General features: G+C 68.3%; 13 protein-coding genes. 8 read left to right on the forward strand and 5 right to left on the reverse strand.

Annotation, left to right across the window (positions count from 1 at the left end; genetic code table 11):
• From AC3EUV_RS21130 to AC3EUV_RS21145, 4 genes are all read right to left on the reverse strand, one after another.
• Window positions 1-1,044, reverse strand: coding sequence for a substrate-binding domain-containing protein (locus tag AC3EUV_RS21130; RefSeq protein ID WP_435603582.1), 1,044 nt, complete (start codon window positions 1,042-1,044; stop codon window positions 1-3).
• A 166-nt stretch (window positions 1,045-1,210) separates the two neighbouring features.
• A complete protein-coding gene (locus AC3EUV_RS21135; protein ID WP_435603583.1) occupies window positions 1,211-2,221 on the reverse strand; it encodes an ABC transporter permease in 1,011 nt (336 codons plus the stop codon).
• Window positions 2,218-3,027 (reverse strand): ATP-binding cassette domain-containing protein, encoded by an 810-nt coding sequence (locus AC3EUV_RS21140; RefSeq protein ID WP_432143486.1) that lies wholly within the window; start codon window positions 3,025-3,027, stop codon window positions 2,218-2,220. Before AC3EUV_RS21140 ends, AC3EUV_RS21135 begins: the two co-directional genes overlap by 4 nt.
• A gap of 39 nt (window positions 3,028-3,066) precedes the next feature.
• Window positions 3,067-3,864: a FadR/GntR family transcriptional regulator gene (locus AC3EUV_RS21145; RefSeq protein WP_432143487.1), complete on the reverse strand. Its 798-nt coding sequence runs from the start codon at window positions 3,862-3,864 to the stop codon at window positions 3,067-3,069.
• 116 nt (window positions 3,865-3,980) lie between these two features.
• On the opposite strand from AC3EUV_RS21145, the gene AC3EUV_RS21150 reads away from it, so the two are divergent.
• From AC3EUV_RS21150 to AC3EUV_RS21160, 3 genes are all read left to right on the forward strand, one after another.
• The gene (locus AC3EUV_RS21150; protein ID WP_432143488.1) at window positions 3,981-4,775 is read left to right on the forward strand and encodes an SDR family NAD(P)-dependent oxidoreductase; all 795 of its coding nucleotides are present in this window, start codon (window positions 3,981-3,983) and stop codon (window positions 4,773-4,775) included.
• A 179-nt stretch (window positions 4,776-4,954) separates the two neighbouring features.
• Window positions 4,955-6,121: an alcohol dehydrogenase catalytic domain-containing protein gene (locus AC3EUV_RS21155; RefSeq protein ID WP_435603584.1), complete on the forward strand. Its 1,167-nt coding sequence runs from the start codon at window positions 4,955-4,957 to the stop codon at window positions 6,119-6,121.
• A gap of 641 nt (window positions 6,122-6,762) precedes the next feature.
• The gene (locus AC3EUV_RS21160; RefSeq protein WP_435603585.1) at window positions 6,763-9,507 is read left to right on the forward strand and encodes a DUF8189 domain-containing protein; all 2,745 of its coding nucleotides are present in this window, start codon (window positions 6,763-6,765) and stop codon (window positions 9,505-9,507) included.
• 532 nt (window positions 9,508-10,039) lie between these two features.
• Here AC3EUV_RS21160 and AC3EUV_RS21165 read toward each other — a convergent pair.
• Window positions 10,040-10,459 carry a Fur family transcriptional regulator gene (locus tag AC3EUV_RS21165; protein ID WP_432143491.1) on the reverse strand — a complete coding sequence of 140 codons (420 nt, stop codon included), beginning with the start codon at window positions 10,457-10,459 and terminating at the stop codon, window positions 10,040-10,042.
• Between the two features lie 136 nt (window positions 10,460-10,595).
• On the opposite strand from AC3EUV_RS21165, the gene AC3EUV_RS21170 reads away from it, so the two are divergent.
• The 5 genes from AC3EUV_RS21170 (at window position 10,596) to AC3EUV_RS21190 (ending at window position 16,824) form a co-directional block, all read left to right on the forward strand.
• Window positions 10,596-10,790, forward strand: coding sequence for a hypothetical protein (locus tag AC3EUV_RS21170; RefSeq protein WP_435603586.1), 195 nt, complete (start codon window positions 10,596-10,598; stop codon window positions 10,788-10,790).
• Between the two features lie 162 nt (window positions 10,791-10,952).
• A complete protein-coding gene (gene katG / locus AC3EUV_RS21175; RefSeq protein WP_435603587.1) occupies window positions 10,953-13,184 on the forward strand; it encodes a catalase/peroxidase HPI in 2,232 nt (743 codons plus the stop codon).
• A gap of 138 nt (window positions 13,185-13,322) precedes the next feature.
• Window positions 13,323-13,766 carry a helix-turn-helix transcriptional regulator gene (locus AC3EUV_RS21180; RefSeq protein ID WP_432143494.1) on the forward strand — a complete coding sequence of 148 codons (444 nt, stop codon included), beginning with the start codon at window positions 13,323-13,325 and terminating at the stop codon, window positions 13,764-13,766.
• 10 nt (window positions 13,767-13,776) lie between these two features.
• Window positions 13,777-14,211 carry a VOC family protein gene (locus AC3EUV_RS21185; RefSeq protein ID WP_432143495.1) on the forward strand — a complete coding sequence of 145 codons (435 nt, stop codon included), beginning with the start codon at window positions 13,777-13,779 and terminating at the stop codon, window positions 14,209-14,211.
• Between the two features lie 222 nt (window positions 14,212-14,433).
• Window positions 14,434-16,824 carry an ATP-binding cassette domain-containing protein gene (locus AC3EUV_RS21190; RefSeq protein ID WP_435603588.1) on the forward strand — a complete coding sequence of 797 codons (2,391 nt, stop codon included), beginning with the start codon at window positions 14,434-14,436 and terminating at the stop codon, window positions 16,822-16,824.
• Window positions 16,825-16,894 lie beyond the last annotated feature (70 nt).

A 16,894-nucleotide genomic window follows, 5' to 3' on the forward strand; every position in this document is an offset into this window, starting at 1 on the left:
TCAGACGACCTTCGCCTCGCGTGCGCTCACCGCAGTGATGTTGGAGGAGTCGACCACTTCCGCACCGGTGTCGTAGGTGAAGGAGGGGTAGCCGGGGTCCATCTGCTGGGCCAGCAGCGCCGCGGCGACCCACCCCTGGGCCCAGGGGTTCTGGCCGATCGTGTAGTCGATGCTGCCGTTCTTGATCCCGGCCAGCACCGGGGCCGTCATGTCGAATCCGCCGTTGGCGAACTTCCCGACGAGGTTCTTGCTCGTGGCCCAGGTGGCGACGAACTGGCACTCGAAGGCGGTACCGGCCCACCCCACCACGGATTCGGGGTCACGGCTGTAGCGGCCGTCGATCTTCGAGACCGCCCCGGCCTCGTCCGTGCCGACTATCAGGTCCTCAGTGGTGAACTTCGTCCCGTGGGCGTCGTTGTAGTCGGACACTGCCTGCCGGATGCCCTTCCCGCGCTGTTCCAGGGCCGAGTTGCCTGCCTGGATCTTGCCGATGACGATCACGCCGCTCTTGCGCTTGGTGCGCCTGGCGATGTGCTTGAGGACCTGCTTCCCGGCGGTGACCCCGGCGGGCACGAAGTCCTGCCCGACGAAGCCGACGCCGAGCTTCTCGTAGTCGGCACTGGCGACGTTCGACAGGATGAGCGGAATGCCGGCCGTCTGGGCTGCCTTGATGACGCCGTCGTAGGACGTGTCGTCGATGCGGGTGAAGATGAGGCCGTCAGGGTTGGCGTTGACCGCGTTCTGCATCATGTTGACGACGGTCGACTGGTCGAAGGTGGCCGGGCCGATGAACTGGGTCTGCCACCCCATCGCCTTGCCGAAGGCGGTGAAGCCCTTCTGGACCGGCGGGAAGAAGCTGTTCTTCTCATGGACGACGAAGATGACCTTCTTGCCCTTCTGCGCTCCCCCGTTGCCGCTGCCGGCCGATGCCGACGAGGACTTGCACGACGAGAGTGCGCCGGCGGCGAGGACGGTGAGGCTGCTGCCGAGGATGCCCCTGCGGCTGAATCTGCCGGACTGACCTGCCGAGGTGGAATCAGACATTTTACTCATCTCACTTCTTCGGGGAAGGGCTGTCCCCGCGACGGGACAGAAACGGTGGAAGGGATAGAGAGGTGAGAAGGATGAGAGGGATGGAGCAGGGTGCCCGCGTCGCGGTGACGGATCGTTCCGAGGCGCTCGGCAGTATGGTGAGGAGGCGGTGGCGCGGTCAGCGCATCGCCTTCTGACGGGTCGCGATCAGCCTGTTGACCAGGACCGCGGCGAGGATCAGGGCACCGGTGGCCACCTGCTGCCAGTTGCCGTCGACACCGAGCAGCACCAGGGCGTTGACGATGAGGCCGGCGACCAGCGCCCCGAAAAGCGTCCCGGTCACGCTGCCCACGCCGCCGCTGAGGCTTGCCCCGCCGACCACGACCGCGGCGATCACGTTCAGTTCGAAGCCGTTTCCGGTCAGCGGATTGGCACTGCCGAGCCAGCCGACGAGGATGATCGCTGCCAGGCCGCACAGTGCGCCGGTCAGGCAGAAGCACAGAATCTTCATGCGGTTCGCGCGGATGCCGGCGTTGACGGCAGCCTTCACGTTGCCGCCGGTGGCATAGATGTCGAAGCCGACCTTGGTCCGGCTCAGCATCCAGCCGAAGGCCAGCATGATGGCGGCCATCCAGACCGTCTGCACCGCCAGCGATCCGACTGCGCTGTCTCCGACGAGGCCGTGGTACTGCTTGCTGACGGCGGCCACGATCGGCTCACCGCCGGTGAGCAGCAGGGCGAAGCCGCGCAGGATCGCCAGTCCGGCCAGCGTCACGACGAACGAAGGGACCTGGAAGACCGTTGTCACCAGGCCCTGGACGAGCCCGATGGCGGCGCCGAGGGCTATGACGACCGCGGCCGCCAGGCCGGCCGGCATCGACCATTCGGTCAGGCCGTAGGCCATCACGACGGACAGTAGTCCGTACTGGGAGCCGACCGACAGGTCGATCTCGCCAGCGATGACGACCAGTGTCATGCCGGTGCCGATGATGCCGATGAAGGCGATCTGCTGGGCCACCGAGAGCAGGTTCTGGCTCGTCAGGAACTTGTCCACGAACAGCGCGCAGAAAAGGAAGATCGCGGCGGTGGCCACCAGCACGCCGAACTCGTGGGCGCCGAAGAGCCGGCGCATGATCCCCACTCCGGCGTCCCGGTCCCGTCTCTCGACGGCGGGTACGATGGCGGTCATTGGGCGCCCCTCTGGACGGTAGCGGACGGCACGGAATCGGCCGGTGCCGGGGACGTGCCGAGGACGTGGGAAACGGCCTCGGCGGCGGTGTCGCCGAGGATGAGCCCGACGATGTCGGCTGCGCTCGTGGAGTGCACATCGCGGACGCCCTGTACCTGGCCGGCGCGCATCACGACCACGCGATCGGCTACCGCGAGCACATGGTCGACGTTGTGGCTGACCACGACAACCGCGGTTCCGCGTTGACTGAGATCCGTGATCAGCTTCAGGACGTTCGCCTGCTGCTCAGGGCCCAACGCGGCGGTCGGTTCGTCGAGCAGGACGACCTTGCCGCCCTGGTGGACAGCGCGGGCGATGGCGATGCACTGCCGCTGCCCGCCGGAGAGTCCGCCGACCGGCATGCGCACGGAGGGTATCCGGATGCTGAGCTCGTCAAGGACGGCGCGGGCCTCGCGGCGCATCCGGCCGCGGTCCACGACGAGTCCGCGCCGGGGTTCCTGGCCGAGGAACACGTTCGTCGCCACGTCCCGCTGGTCCACCAGGGCCAGGTCCTGGTAGACGACGGAGATCCCGTGCGCGGCGGCGTCCCGCGGGCTGCGCATCGACAGCGGCTGACCGGCCATGGTGAGGGTGCCCGAGTCGGGGCGTACCGCTCCGCAGAGCACCTTCATCAGGGTCGACTTGCCGGCGCCGTTGTCCCCCATGAGGCCGATGACTTCGCCCTCGGCAATGGTCAGGCTGACTCCGCGCAATGCTTCGACGCCGCCGAATCTCTTGCGGATGTCTGCTACTTCGAGCACAGGCATCTGCCTCGGTTCCTCTCGGTCGGGTTCCGGAGCGGCTGTTCAGTCGCCCTGGTCGGGGAGATGTGAGATGTATAGGTTCAGTACCTCGGCGAGGTCCGGGGTGCTGGTCGCGCGCCGGGTGAGGACGTCGGTGAGCTCGGCGTCCAGGTCCGGCCCGTAGTAGTGCTGGGCCAGTTCGATGTGCTCGGTCATCGCGGCGCGGGCCGCGTCCGGGTCCTGGTCGGCGATCGCCTTCAGGATCACGTCGTGCAGCGGGACCGCGACCCCGCGCACTGCCCGGTCGGTCAGGCTGCGGAGCACGACGCCGTGCGTCAGGGGCCGGATCGACCCGAACATCAACTGGATCACCGGGTTCCGCGAGGCCACGGCGATCGACTCGTGGAAGGCGACGTCCAGGTCGGCCGTTGCGGCGAGCGACTTCTCCTGGTCGAAGGCCGCAAGGATGCGGCGCATGTTGGTGAGGTCTTCCTCCGTGCGGTTCTGCGCAGCGAGCGCCGCGGTCTGGGCCTCCAGCATCACGCGGGCCACCACCAGATCCCGGGCTGTCACTCCGCCGCGGCGGGCCAGCAGCGTTGCGTCTCCGCCGTCGCTGCTCGGGCGGAGATCGCGGACATAGCTGCCGCGGCCCGCGGCGACGGTGATCAAGCCTCTCTCCTGGAGCGCCCGCAGAGCCTCCCGGATGACGGGGCGGCTCACTTGGTACTCCTGGGTCAGCAGCCGCTCCGAGGGGAGCCGCGTACCTACGGCCCATTCTCCGGAGAGCAGCCGAGCTTCCATCGCGGCTGCGACGTCCGCACCCGATGGCGGAGTGTTGTTTGAACTGGTAAGACCGGTCATGCCGAAACATATACTCGCCCGGTCCAGCAGCGTCAAGGGCCCTTCGAGAGTTCCCTCACCCAACCCGGCGCCACAGCTCCGGGTGCCGTCTGGTCCACAACAATGCGGAGGTTGATATGGAAGCGGCTTCGAATGAGGGCCCCTGGGGCCTGGCCGGACGCCGGGTCGTCCTCACCGGCGCGCTCGGCGGGATCGGGCAGGTGATCGCCGCGGCGTTCCGGGAGGCAGGCGCGCGCGTCCTGCTGACAGACCTGCCGGACGCGCGCGCAGCCGCCGAGGCGCTGACCGCGGCAGGCTTCGACCAGAGCACCTACGCAGGCTGTGACCTCGCGTCGGCGGACGACGTTCGAGCGCTCTTCGACCGGGCGTCAGCGGCGTTCGGCGGTCCGGCGGACATCGTATGCGTGCATGCCGGGGTCGTCGGTTCACATCCCGTCGTCGGCTACCCCGTCGAGGACTTCGACGAACTGATGTCGGTGAACCTGCGCGGCTCGTTCCTCGTCGCCTCGGAGGCCGCGCGGCGCTGGCTCGCGGTCGATGCGCCAGGAACCCTGGTCTTCACCACGAGTTGGGTGCAGGACGTGCCCTGGCCCGAGATCGGCCCCTACTCGGCGAGCAAGGCCGCAGTGCGGTCGCTGATGCGGACATTCGCCCGCGAGCTCGCCCCGCAGGGCATCCGCAGCAACGCCGTGGCGCCCGGAATCGTCGGTGTCGGCATGGCCAGACGCCAATGGGACTCCGATCCCGCGTATCGGTCCCGCGCACAGCGCGCGATCCCGCTCGGCCGGCTCCAGACGCCGCAGTCGGTTGCCGACGCGGTGCTCTTCCTGGCCTCGCCGCTGTCCGCGTATATGACGGGCGCGACGCTGCTGGTCGACGGTGGGGCGAGCCTGTACCCGATGGACGAATGAAGCATCTGGTCTTACCGGTTCAACCAATGTACGCTCGCGAAACGTCGAGAGCATTCCCTCTGGGACCGCGAGCGCTCGTGCCGAGACGGTGCCGGTTCGTCCCGTTCCCCCGCGCATGCGAGCCGGTCCGCCTCACCGCCGCCCCGTGATCGCCGATCCCTGTCGAAAGGTTTCACGCGATGCTCGCCGCCCGATGGCACGACCGTGACGACATCCGCATCGAGGACGTTGCGCTGCGAGAACCCCGCCATGACGAAGTGCTGGTCAAAGTCCACTGGTGCGGCATCTGCGGCACCGACCTGGAGGAGTACCGTGCCGGGCCGCTCATCATCCCGACCGGCGAGCCGCACCCGCTGAGCGGACGGATGGCACCACTGACGCTCGGACATGAGATCGTCGGCGAGGTCGTCCGGGCCTCCCCCGACGGAAGCGGCCCCGCAGTGGGGACTTACGTGGTTCCGGACGTGGTGAACGGCTGCGGAGAGTGCTGGTGGTGCCTCCGCCACGAAGAGGGCCTGTGTCCGAGCGTCTGCGTTCCGGGCCAGCAGGACGACGGGGGCCTGGCGGAGTTCATGATCGCGAAAGCCCGGACCTGCGTTCCGGTCCCGGCCGGTTTGCCGATGGAGACCGCCGTCCTCGCCGAACCCGCTGCCGTGGCGGTCCGCGCGGTCCGCAAGGTGCCCGAGATCATCGGCGCCGTCGCTCTGGTCATAGGCGGCGGGACGATCGGCCAGCTCACCGCGCAGGCCGCACTGGCCGCGGGTGCCGCGCAATGCTGGCTGGTCGATCCGTCCGACTACCGGCGCCGGTTCGCGCAGGCCCACTCCGCGGTGCAGGCCTGCGCGCCCGACGAGCTCGACGCCCTCGTGGCCGGCCTCGGTGCACCAGGCATTGATGTCGTGTTCGAATGCAGCGGCGCCGCCGGACAGTTGACGCGGTCATTCGAGCTCGTGCGACCGGGCGGCGTCGTCGTGGCCGTGGGACTCGGCACCGGAACGCAGCCCATCCCGCTCCCGGCCCTCGTCCTCGGCGAGCGCCGGCTCATCGGCTCCGCAGCCCATCTGTGGGACGCCGACGTCGCCCAGGCGGTGCGGATGCTGGCCGACGGACGGCTCGACGCCGTCGGCCTGGTCACGCACCGGATCCCGCTGCATGAGCTGGTGACCGTCGCACTTCCCCTGCTCTCACAGCCGGATCCCGAGGTCCTGAAGATCGCCATCGACTGCCGCCGTATGCCCGACGTCCACCAGCGCGGCGAAGACACGCTCTCGCGCGCCGTCGACGGCTCACCTCCGCGGCCGGATCCGGCCGTCGCCTTCATTCCTCGCCGGCGGGCAGCAAGTTAGCCCCGAGAGTTCGCCGAGCACGCCGGCGATCTCCGTGGACAGTTCCCGCAGCGGCGACAGCGCGTAGGGCATGGCGGCGGAGTGCTCCCGGCAACGCTCCTGCTCGACGCTGCGCATGCCCTCGGCCGCACGGCTTCGTGCACTTCCGGCGCCCGGTACCACGTACTCGGAAAGGAGCGGAGGGGCTGGGGGACTGTGCGGACGCGAAGGACCGGAAACCCGTTCAGGGCACGGGAGTTGATCCATCACGGCCAGGCCGGCTCGCAGGCCTCGCACGCTGCGACTCCCCCACCCGGCACCACCACCGCCCCGCTGCGGACGGCCTCGAAACGGCCGGCGAGCTCTGCGGCGGCAGCAGCGGTCGGGACGTGCCGACAACCATTGAATCTCCTGACGCGACCGTTGACAGCCAGTATGCGTAGTTGTAGGACTGGTCTGACCAGTTCAGCCAAGCCGTTTTCGCCTTGAGGCACGCGGGCGGATCGGGAGCACCAGGGCTCAGAGCGAAACCCACAGGAGGGTTCATCGTGAACCAGCGGCAACCTGACCCAGGCTCAGACTCAGCCAGACGCAGAGAAGTCTCGCGCCGGGCATTCCTCACCGTCACCGCCGGCGCCTCAGCCGGGGTCGCCCTCGGTTCCGTGGCGGCCACACCCGCCGCGGCCGTCGCGGGGACCACCTATTACGTCGCCAAGAAGGGGACCACCTATTACGTCGCCAAGAATGGGAGTGACAGCGCGGCCGGGACGAGTGCCGCACCACTTCTGACGATCAACGCCGCGGCCAAGAAGGCCCAGCCCGGCGACACCGTCCTGGTCCGCAGCGGGACCTATCGGGAAGAGGTCATCCTTCCGCGGGGCGGCACCAGCGACACCGCGCGAATCACCTACGCGGCCGACGCCCGGGCTTCGGTGAAGGTGACCGGCTCGGATGCATTCACGACGTGGACCAGGGTCTCCGGTGACGTCTGGCAGCTCAAGATCGCGAACTCGAAGTTCAAAGGGTTCAACCCGTACGCGGAACAGGTGCATGGTGACTGGTTCGAGGGCTACGGGCGAGTGCATCGCCTGGGAATGGTGTACCTCGGCGGTGCCTGGCTGCCGCAAGCGACGAGCCTCGGCGAGGTGAGCTCGAACACGAGCGCGTCTTGGTGGTCAGCCGTGGACGGCCTCGTGGAAGGGACCGCACCGACGTACAAGCCGAGCTACAGCTCGACTGGCAACACGACCATCACCGCAAGGTTCCCCAACGTCGACCCCAACCAGGGGACGGTCGAGGTCGGCATGCGCGGCACGGTGTTCAAGCCCGCCGCGACCAACTACAACTACATCACGATCCGCGGCTTCAACCTGCGGAATGCCGCGACGAACTGGGCTGCACCGACCATGGGGCAGTGGGGCCTCGTGAGTGCGTACTGGTGCAAGGGCTGGATCATCGAAGACAATAAGATCGCCTACTCCAGGTGCTGTGGCATCGCCCTGGGAAAGTACTCAGACAAGTACGACGGCCTTCGCGGCTCGACGAAGGGCTACTACCGCACGATCTCTGACGCGCAGACTTCAGGCGGTTGGTCGTTTGCGAACATCGGCAGCCACATCGTCCGGAACAACACGATCCACCACTGCGGACAGACCGGCATCGTGGGCTCACTCGGCGCGATCGGCAGCACGATCAAGGGCAACGAGATCTACCACAGCTGCTCCCAAGGGATATGGGCCGGAGCGGAAATGGCCGGCATCAAGCTCCATGCCGCCATCGATACCGTCATCACCGAAAACCACATCTACAACACCGGCGCCAGTGCTGGGATCTGGCTGGACTGGATGGCGCAAGGCACCCGGGTCACGAAGAATCTCCTTCATGACAACTCCGAATTCGACATCCTTGCCGAGGTTAACCACGGTCCGCTCTTCCTCGCAAACAACGTCATGTTGTCACCCGCAGCGCTTTGGTGCGAGTCGGATGGGCTGGCCTGGGCGCACAACCTCGTGACCGGGACCCTGCGCGCGAACGCGGACACGCGAAAGTCGCCGTACATGACGCCGCACACCACGACAACGGTCAACACGGTGGATGTCCCGCTCGGCGCTCAGCAGTGGATCAACAACATCCTCGGCAGCTCGGCCAACCTCTCGGCCTGGGATTCCGCGAGCGCGTCCTACCCGATTGCGATGAAGTCGAACGTCTTCACCAAGGGTGCGGTTGAATCGGCGAAGGAACAGGGCAGAGTGGACGCTACTGCGGTGTCATACGCGCCCCTGCTCACGAAGGGGTTGGACGGTTGGTACCTCAAGGTGCCGCGTAACGAGTCGTGGCGAAATGGTCAAGCACTCGTGAGCACCACATCACTCGCCAAAGCGCCAACCCCCAATCAAAGGTTTACGAATCCCGACGGATCGAATATGTCGGTATCGGAAGACTTCCTCGGGGCGCAACGAACCAACAGTGTTCCATTCCCCGGCCCGTTCGAAAACGCCGGCGGTACGGACCCGATCAAGGTGTGGTCGAAGGTCGTGCCGACCACCGACGCCTGGGGGCGGCCACCGAATCCAAACGGCCCGGCCGCTGCGACCGACGCCGACGGCAAGATCAGCGTCTACCTCCGCGGCACCGACAACCAGCTGTACCAAAAGGCCTTCGACGGCACCTCATGGAACGCATGGGCTGCGTTGGGCGGACCAACCTACAACGGCCTCGCCGACGCCCCAGCCGTGACGATGACCGCCGGCCGCACCAACGTCTTCGTCCGCGGCACCGACAACCAGCTGTGGCAGAACACTTGGACCACCGCAGGCTGGGGAGGCTGGACCGCACTCGGTGGAGGCCTTAACGACACCCCCGGCGCGGCGACCGACGCCAACGGCAAGATCAACGTCTTCGTCCGCGGCACCGACAACCGGCTGTACCAAAAGGCTTTCGACGGCACCTCATGGGCCGCATGGGCTGACGGACCAAGTGGCAAGACCTTCACCGGCGCCCCCGCGGTGACGATGACCGCCGGCCGCACCAACGTCTTCGTCCGCGGCACCGACAACCAGCTGTGGCAGAACACTTGGACCACCGCAGGCTGGGGAGGCTGGACCGCACTCGGAGGGGGCCTTAACGACACCCCCGGCGCGGCGACCGACGCCGACGGCAAGATCAACGTCTTCGTCCGCGGCACCGACAACCAGCTGTACCAAAAGACTTTCGACGGCACCTCATGGAACGCATGGGCTGCGTTGGGCGGGCCAACCTACAACGGCTTCACCGGCGCCCCCGCCGTGACGATGACCGCCGGCCGCACCAACGTCTTCGTCCGCGGCACCGACAAGCAACTGTGGCAGAACACTTGGACCACCGCAGGCTGGGGAGGCTGGACCGCACTCGGCGGCGTGTTCGGATAACCGCCGCCTATCCGTAGGCGTCACGACTCACAGTGGAGGTCTTGGACTGACCAGCCATTGGCTGCGGCTGGACGGCCACCCCACCCCGCAAGCCCGGAACGAGATCATCGTGTTCCGGGCCCAGCGGCTCGGGACACGGCCGGCATGACCCTTCGGCGCACCGGCACCTGGCGGGCGGTGCGCCGAAGCATTGCCGTTCCCGGTAGTGGCCCCAGGCTGCGTACGGACTCCTTGCGCTGACAGGCCACTCGGCGTCAGCCAGTCCGCCTGCTGAGCAGGACCAGAAGAACGAACGACCTGATCGAAGAGGCACGGCGCCCAGGTTCTGTCTCTTTGGTCGGCGTCGTGGGGCGTCGTGCAGGTCCCGTCGGCGTAATCATCAAGGCGCCTGACTGCTGGACCGGCGGATGCCCGAATGCAGGCTGCTGACCGTGGAAGTGCGGGCCAGGCCAAAGCGTCGGCTTCAGCGGTGGGTTCGGCTGTGCGCCCTCGGGCGGTGCGCAGAACGGAACAAGGCGCCGGATCCGTCCACTCACGCCCCGCTGGTGCACTCAGGGCACAACCCCCGATAGGTCACCTCGGCGGCCAGGACGGTGAAGCCGAAGCGTTCGTGGGTCGGGAGGGCGGAGAGGGGGTCGTCGGTGGGGTGGACGTCTCGGATGGTGCCGCAGTGGGAGCAGACCAGGTGCTGGTGGGGGCGGTGGGCGTTCGGGTCGTAGCGCTTGGCGCGGGCGTCCGTGGCGACCTCGAGCACCTCGCCGAGGGAGACCAGTTCGCCGAGGGTGTTGTAGACGGTCGCGCGCGAGATTTCCGGCAGTCGTGCGGTTGCGCGTACGAGCACTTCGTCCGCGGTGAGGTGGATGTGCTCGCCGTCGAGTACCTCGGCGACCACCCGGCGCTGGGCGGTCATCCGCCAGCCGCGTCCGCGGAGCCGGTCCAGCAGGTCACTCATGCCCACCAGCCTAACTGTGCGTCGTTGGATGAACGATTCCGTACGGATCTGACTGTTGTATTGACTTGGACTTGGTCCATCGTAAGATCGGCTCCGGCGACAGCCAAGGGTCAGGACAACAGCAGGGACACGCCCCGTGATGCACGAAACGGGTCCGCTCACCACCGCATCCGGTGCCCTGGTCGCGGACAGTCAGAACAGCGCTCAGGTCGGCGTCGGTGACGCGCTGCCGCTCCGCGGCCGTACCGGCCTGATCCGCCGTCGCGCCGCGCAGGCCCTGCATACCGCCGGATATGCCGGGTGTGCCGCCCTCCGCCGAGCCGCCGCGTAGATCGCGTATGAGGCTCCGTGCAAGCGCTCACCGCGGCGGGAATCGTCCGCCACCATCGCCTACCACCCACGCCACGAGGCCGCTCCACAGCGGGCCCGTGCCCGGCCGTTGACCGTACGCAGTTCCTGAGCAATGTGATCCGCCCAGCCCGGAAGGATTCCCATGTCTGAGAACCACGACGCCATCGTCACCGACCCCGAGCCCGAGGAGGCCGGCGGCTGTCCGGTCGCCCATGGGCGCGCGCTCCACCCGACGCAGGGCGGTGGAAACCGCCAGTGGTGGCCGGAGCGGCTCAACCTCAAGATCCTTGCCAAGAACCCTGCGGTGGCGAACCCGCTGGGCGAGGAGTTCGATTACGCCGAGGCGTTCAGGAGCCTGGACCTGCCGGCCGTGAAGCGGGACCTCGCCGAGGTGCTGACCACCTCCCAGGACTGGTGGCCGGCCGACTTCGGTCACTACGGCCCGTTCATCATCCGGATGGCCTGGCACAGCGCGGGCACCTACCGCATCAGCGACGGCCGCGGCGGTGCCGGAGCCGGCCAGCAGCGCTTCGCCCCGCTCAACAGCTGGCCGGACAACGCCAACCTCGACAAGGCCCGCCGTCTGCTGTGGCCGGTCAAGAAGAAGTACGGCCAGAGCCTGTCGTGGGCCGACCTGATGATCCTGGCCGGCAATGTCGCGCTGGAGACGATGGGCTTCCAGACCTTCGGTTTCGGCGGCGGCCGGGAGGACGTCTGGGAGCCGGAGGAGGACGTCTACTGGGGTCCCGAGACCACCTGGCTCGACGACCGGCGCTACAGCGGTGACCGGCAGCTGGAGAACCCGCTCGGCGCGGTCCAGATGGGTCTGATCTACGTCAACCCGGAAGGCCCGAACGGCACGCCCGACCCGCTCGCCGCGGCCCGCGACATCCGTGAGACGTTCCGCCGGATGGCGATGAACGACGAGGAGACCGTCGCCCTCGTCGCCGGTGGCCACACCTTCGGCAAGACGCACGGCGCAGGCCCCGCCGAGCACGTCGGCCCCGACCCGGAGGCCGCCTCGCTCGAGGAGCAGGGCCTGGGCTGGACGAACACCTTCGGCACCGGCAAGGGCGGCGACGCCATCACCAGCGGCCTCGAAGGCATCTGGACGAACACCCCGACAGCCTGGGACAACAGCTTCTTCGAGATCCTCTTCGGCTACGAATGGGAACTGTTCAAGAGCCCGGCGGGCGCGCACCAGTGGCGGCCCAAGGACGGCGGCGGAGCCGGCACCGTCCCCGACGCCCACGATCCCGCCAAGCAGCACGCCCCCACGATGCTGACCACCGACCTCGCGCTGCGGACCGACCCGGCCTACGAGCAGATCTCACGTCGCTTCCTGGCGAACCCCGATGAGTTCGCCGATGCCTTCGCCCGTGCCTGGTACAAGCTCACCCACCGCGACATGGGCCCGGCCGTCCGCTACCTCGGCCCCGAGGTCCCCGCCGAGACACTGCTGTGGCAGGACCCGCTGCCCGCCGTGACGCACCCCCTCGTCGGTGCCGAGGACATCGCGGCCCTCAAGGGCCAGATCCTGGCCTCGGACCTGTCGGTGTCCCAGCTGGTGTCCGCCGCCTGGGCGTCGGCCTCGACCTTCCGCGGCAGTGACAAGCGCGGCGGCGCCAACGGTGCACGCCTCCGGCTCCAGCCGCAGAACGGCTGGGAGGCCAACGACCCCGACCAGCTGGCCGCGGTCCTGCGCACCCTGGAAGGCATCCAGCAGTCCTTCAACAGCTCCCACCAGGGCGTCGTCCAGATTTCCCTCGCCGACCTGATCGTGCTCGCCGGCGGCGCGGCCATCGAGCAGGCGTCCAAGAGCGCCGGCCTCGATATCGAGGTCCCGTTCACCCCGGGCCGTACCGACGCGTCCCAGGACCAGACCGATGTGGAGTCCTTCACGGCTCTGGAACCCGCCGCGGACGGCTTCCGGAACTACGTCGCCAAGGGCAACCGCCTGCCCGCCGAACACCTTCTGCTGGACAAGGCCAATCTGCTGACCCTCAGCGCCCCCGAGATGACCGTTCTCATCGGCGGCCTGCGCGTCCTGGGCGCCAACCACCAGCAGTCCTCGCTCGGGGTTTTCACCACCGCCCCCGAGACCCTGACCAACGACTTCTTCGTCAACCTTCTCGATCTGAACACGACGTGGAAGGCGACCTCCGAAGACTCCAGCACCTTTGAAGGCCGCGACGCCGCCACCGGCGCGGTCAAGTGGACCGGCACCCGCGCCGACCTCGTCTTCGGCTCCAACTCCGAACTCCGCGCCCTCGCCGAGGTCTACGGCAGCGATGACGCCAAGGAGAAGTTCGTGCACGACTTCGTCGCGGCATGGAGCAAGGTGATGGACCTGGACCGCTTTGACCTGGTCTGAGGGTGATGTCCGGGCCGGGCGGTACGCACCGCACCGGCCGGCCCGGACGCCCCGGCCGGGGAACCTCCGGCGCCTGACCCGCCGCCCAGCGATCAGCGGCACTGGGCAACCCCGGTGCGACATGGCACGATCTCGTGAGTGACCAGCAAAGCCGACCCGGAGCAGCACCGGCGCGATCTCGCGCGGCTGCGCCGGGTCCGTGACCGGATCGACCGTGAGTACGCGCAGCCGCTCGACGTCGAGGCCCTTGCGCGCGGTGTGAACATGTCAGCCGGACATCTCAGCCGCCAGTTCAAGCGCGCCTACGGCGAGTCGCCCTACGGCTACCTCATGACACGCCGCATCGAACGCGCGATGGCGCTGCTGCGGCGCGGCGACCTGAGCGTCACCGACGTCTGCTTCACCGTCGGCTGCTCCTCACTGGGCACCTTCAGCAGCCGCTTCACCGAACTGGTCGGCGTGCCGCCCAGCGTCTACCGGCGCGAGGCCGCGCAGGCGACCGCGGGTATGCCGTCCTGCGTGGCGAAGCAGATCACCAGACCGATCAGGAATCGAGAAGCGCCGGCCCCGCCCCGGCTCTAGCGTGACTGCCATGGACATCACCATTCACGCAAGCTTCCTCCCGCACGACGACCCGGACGCCGCCCTCGGCTTCTACCGCGACACCCTCGGCTTCGAGGTCCGCAACGATGTCGGCTACCAGGGGATGCGCTGGATCACCGTCGGCCCCGCCGACCAGCCCGGCACCTCCATCGTGCTGACCCCGCCGGCCGCCGATCCCGGCGTCACCGACGAGGAACGCCGCACGATCACCGAGATGATGGCCAAGGGCACCTACGGCGCCATCCTGCTGGCCACCCCCGACCTCGACGACACCTTCACACGACTGCAAGCCGGCGACACCGAGATCGTCCAGGAACCCACCCAGCAGCCCTACGGCATCCGCGACTGCGCCGTCCGCGACCCCGCGGGCAACCTCATCCGGATCCAGGAGCGGCCCGAAGTCGGCTCGTCGGGCGGGCGCTGACTGGCCCCTACAAGCCCGGGGTGGGCACGGAGGACGTAGCCGTGGGCGGCGGCACCGACTCCCCCACCCCGGCGCCGGGCCCGCCCCCGCCGACCCCCAAAACCTCCACCAGCCGCAACAGAAGAACCGCTCACCACCCCTGCAAGGCCCCGGCCCCGCACCGCAATCCGAGCCCGCCGACAACCACCGCCGCAGCGGCCCCGCGTAACAGATGGAGACACGATGAGCATGGCCCCGAGGACGGACGCGCAGTCGCCTGCGGCCCACGTCGCCGACCGCCACGATCTGATCCGCGTGCACGGCGCGCGGGTGAACAACCTCAGGGACGTCAGCATCGAGATCCCGAAGCGCCGGCTGACGGTGTTCACGGGTGTCTCCGGCTCGGGCAAGAGCTCGCTGGTGTTCCATACGATCGCCGCGGAGTCGCAGCGGCTGATCAACGAGACGTACAGCGCGTTCGTGCAGGGCTTCATGCCGACGCTGGCGCGGCCCGAGGTCGACGTCCTCGAAGGGCTGACCACGGCCATCATCGTCGACCAGCAGCGGATGGGTGCCGACCCCCGATCCACGGTCGGCACCGCCACCGACGCCAACGCCATGCTGCGCATCCTCTTCAGCAGGCTCGGAAAGCCACACATCGGCCCGCCCAGCGCCTACGCCTTCAACGTCCCCTCGGTCCGGGCGAGCGGTGCGATCACCGTCGAGCGCGGTGCCAAGAAGGCGGTGAAGGCGACCTTCTCCCGCACCGGTGGCATGTGTGTGCGGTGCGAGGGCCGGGGCACGGTCTCCGACATCGATCTGACCCAGCTCTACGACGACTCCAAGTCGCTCGCCGAGGGCGCGTTCACCATTCCCGGCTGGAAGTCCGACAGCTTCTGGACCGTGCGGGTCTACGCCGAGTCGGGTCTCCTCGACCCGGACAAGCCGATCCGCAAGTTCACCAAGAAGGAGATGCAGGACTTCCTCTACCGGGAGCCGACCAAGGTGAAGGTCGAGGGGGTGAACCTCACCTATGAGGGGCTGATCCCCAAGATCCAGAAGTCGTTCCTGTCCAAGGACAAGGAGGCGATGCAGCCGCACATCCGGGCGTTCGTGGAGCGGGCGGTCACCTTCGCCACCTGCCCCGAGTGCGAGGGCACCAGGCTCAGCGAGGGGGCACGGTCCTCGAAGATCAAGCGGATCAGCATCGCGGACGCCTGCGCGATGGAGATCAGAGACCTGGCCACATGGGTCGGCGGCCTTTCCGAGCCCTCGGTGGCACCACTGCTCACGACGCTGCATCAGACCCTTGAGTCGTTCGTCGAGATCGGCCTCGGCTATCTCTCGCTCGACCGGGCGGCGGGCACGCTCTCCGGCGGCGAGGCGCAGCGCGTCAAGATGATCCGCCACCTCGGCTCCTCGCTCACCGACACCACCTATGTCTTCGACGAGCCCACCGCGGGCCTGCACCCCCATGACATCCAGCGGATGAACGACCTGCTGCTGCGGCTGCGGGACAAGGGCAACACGGTGCTCGTCGTGGAACACAAGCCGCAGACGATCGCGATCGCCGACCATGTCGTCGACCTCGGCCCCGGTGCCGGTACGGCGGGCGGCACCGTCTGTTTTGAAGGCAGCGTCGAGGGGCTGCGGGTCGGCGGCACCATCACCGGCCGCCATCTCGACGACCGGGCCGGCCTCAAGGAGACGGTGCGGACGCCCACCGGCACGCTGGAGATCCGCGGCGCGACCGCGCACAACCTGCGCAATGTCGACGTGGACGTCCCGCTCGGAGTGCTCTGCGTGGTCACCGGTGTGGCGGGCTCCGGCAAGAGCTCGCTGCTCCACGGTTCCCTCCCGTCCTCGGCAGGGGTGGTGTCGGTGGACCAGGCTCCGATCCGTGGCTCGCGACGGAGCAACCCGGCGACGTACACCGGGGTGCTCGACCCGATCCGCAAAGCGTTCGCCAAGGTCAACGGAGTGAAGCCGGGACTGTTCAGCGCCAACTCCGAGGGCGCCTGCCCCACCTGCAACGGCGCCGGCGTCATCTACACCGACCTGGCGATGATGGCCGGTGTCGCCACCACCTGCGAGGACTGCGAAGGGAAGCGGTTCCAGGCAGCGGTGCTGGAGTACCGTCTCGGCGGCCGAGACATCAGCGAGGTGCTGGCGATGTCGGTGGCCGAGGCCGAGGAGTTCTTCGGTGACGGCGAGGCGGGCACACCGGCGGCCCACCGGATCCTGAAGCGGCTCGACGACGTCGGGCTCGGCTACCTCCACCTCGGCCAGCCGCTCACCACGCTGTCCGGCGGCGAGCGGCAGCGGCTCAAGCTGGCCACCCACATGGCCGAGAAGGGCGGCGTCTACGTGCTCGATGAGCCGACCTCCGGCCTGCATCTCGCCGATGTCGAGCAGCTGCTGGGTCTGCTCGACCGGCTCGTCGACTCCGGCAAGTCGGTGCTCGTCATCGAGCACCACCAGGCGGTCATGGCACACGCCGACTGGATCATCGACCTCGGCCCCGGCGCCGGCCACGACGGCGGCCAGATCGTCTTCGAGGGCACCCCCGCCGACCTCGTCGCCGCCCGCTCCACCCTCACCGGCGAGCACCTGGCGACTTACGTCGGCAGCTGACCGGGGCCCCGGCGGCTCTCACGTCAGCACGGCGCCGCGGCGCACTGAGGCCCAGCCATGAGGGTGGGCC

The sequence above is a fragment of the Streptomyces sp. bgisy130 genome (assembly GCF_057708345.1).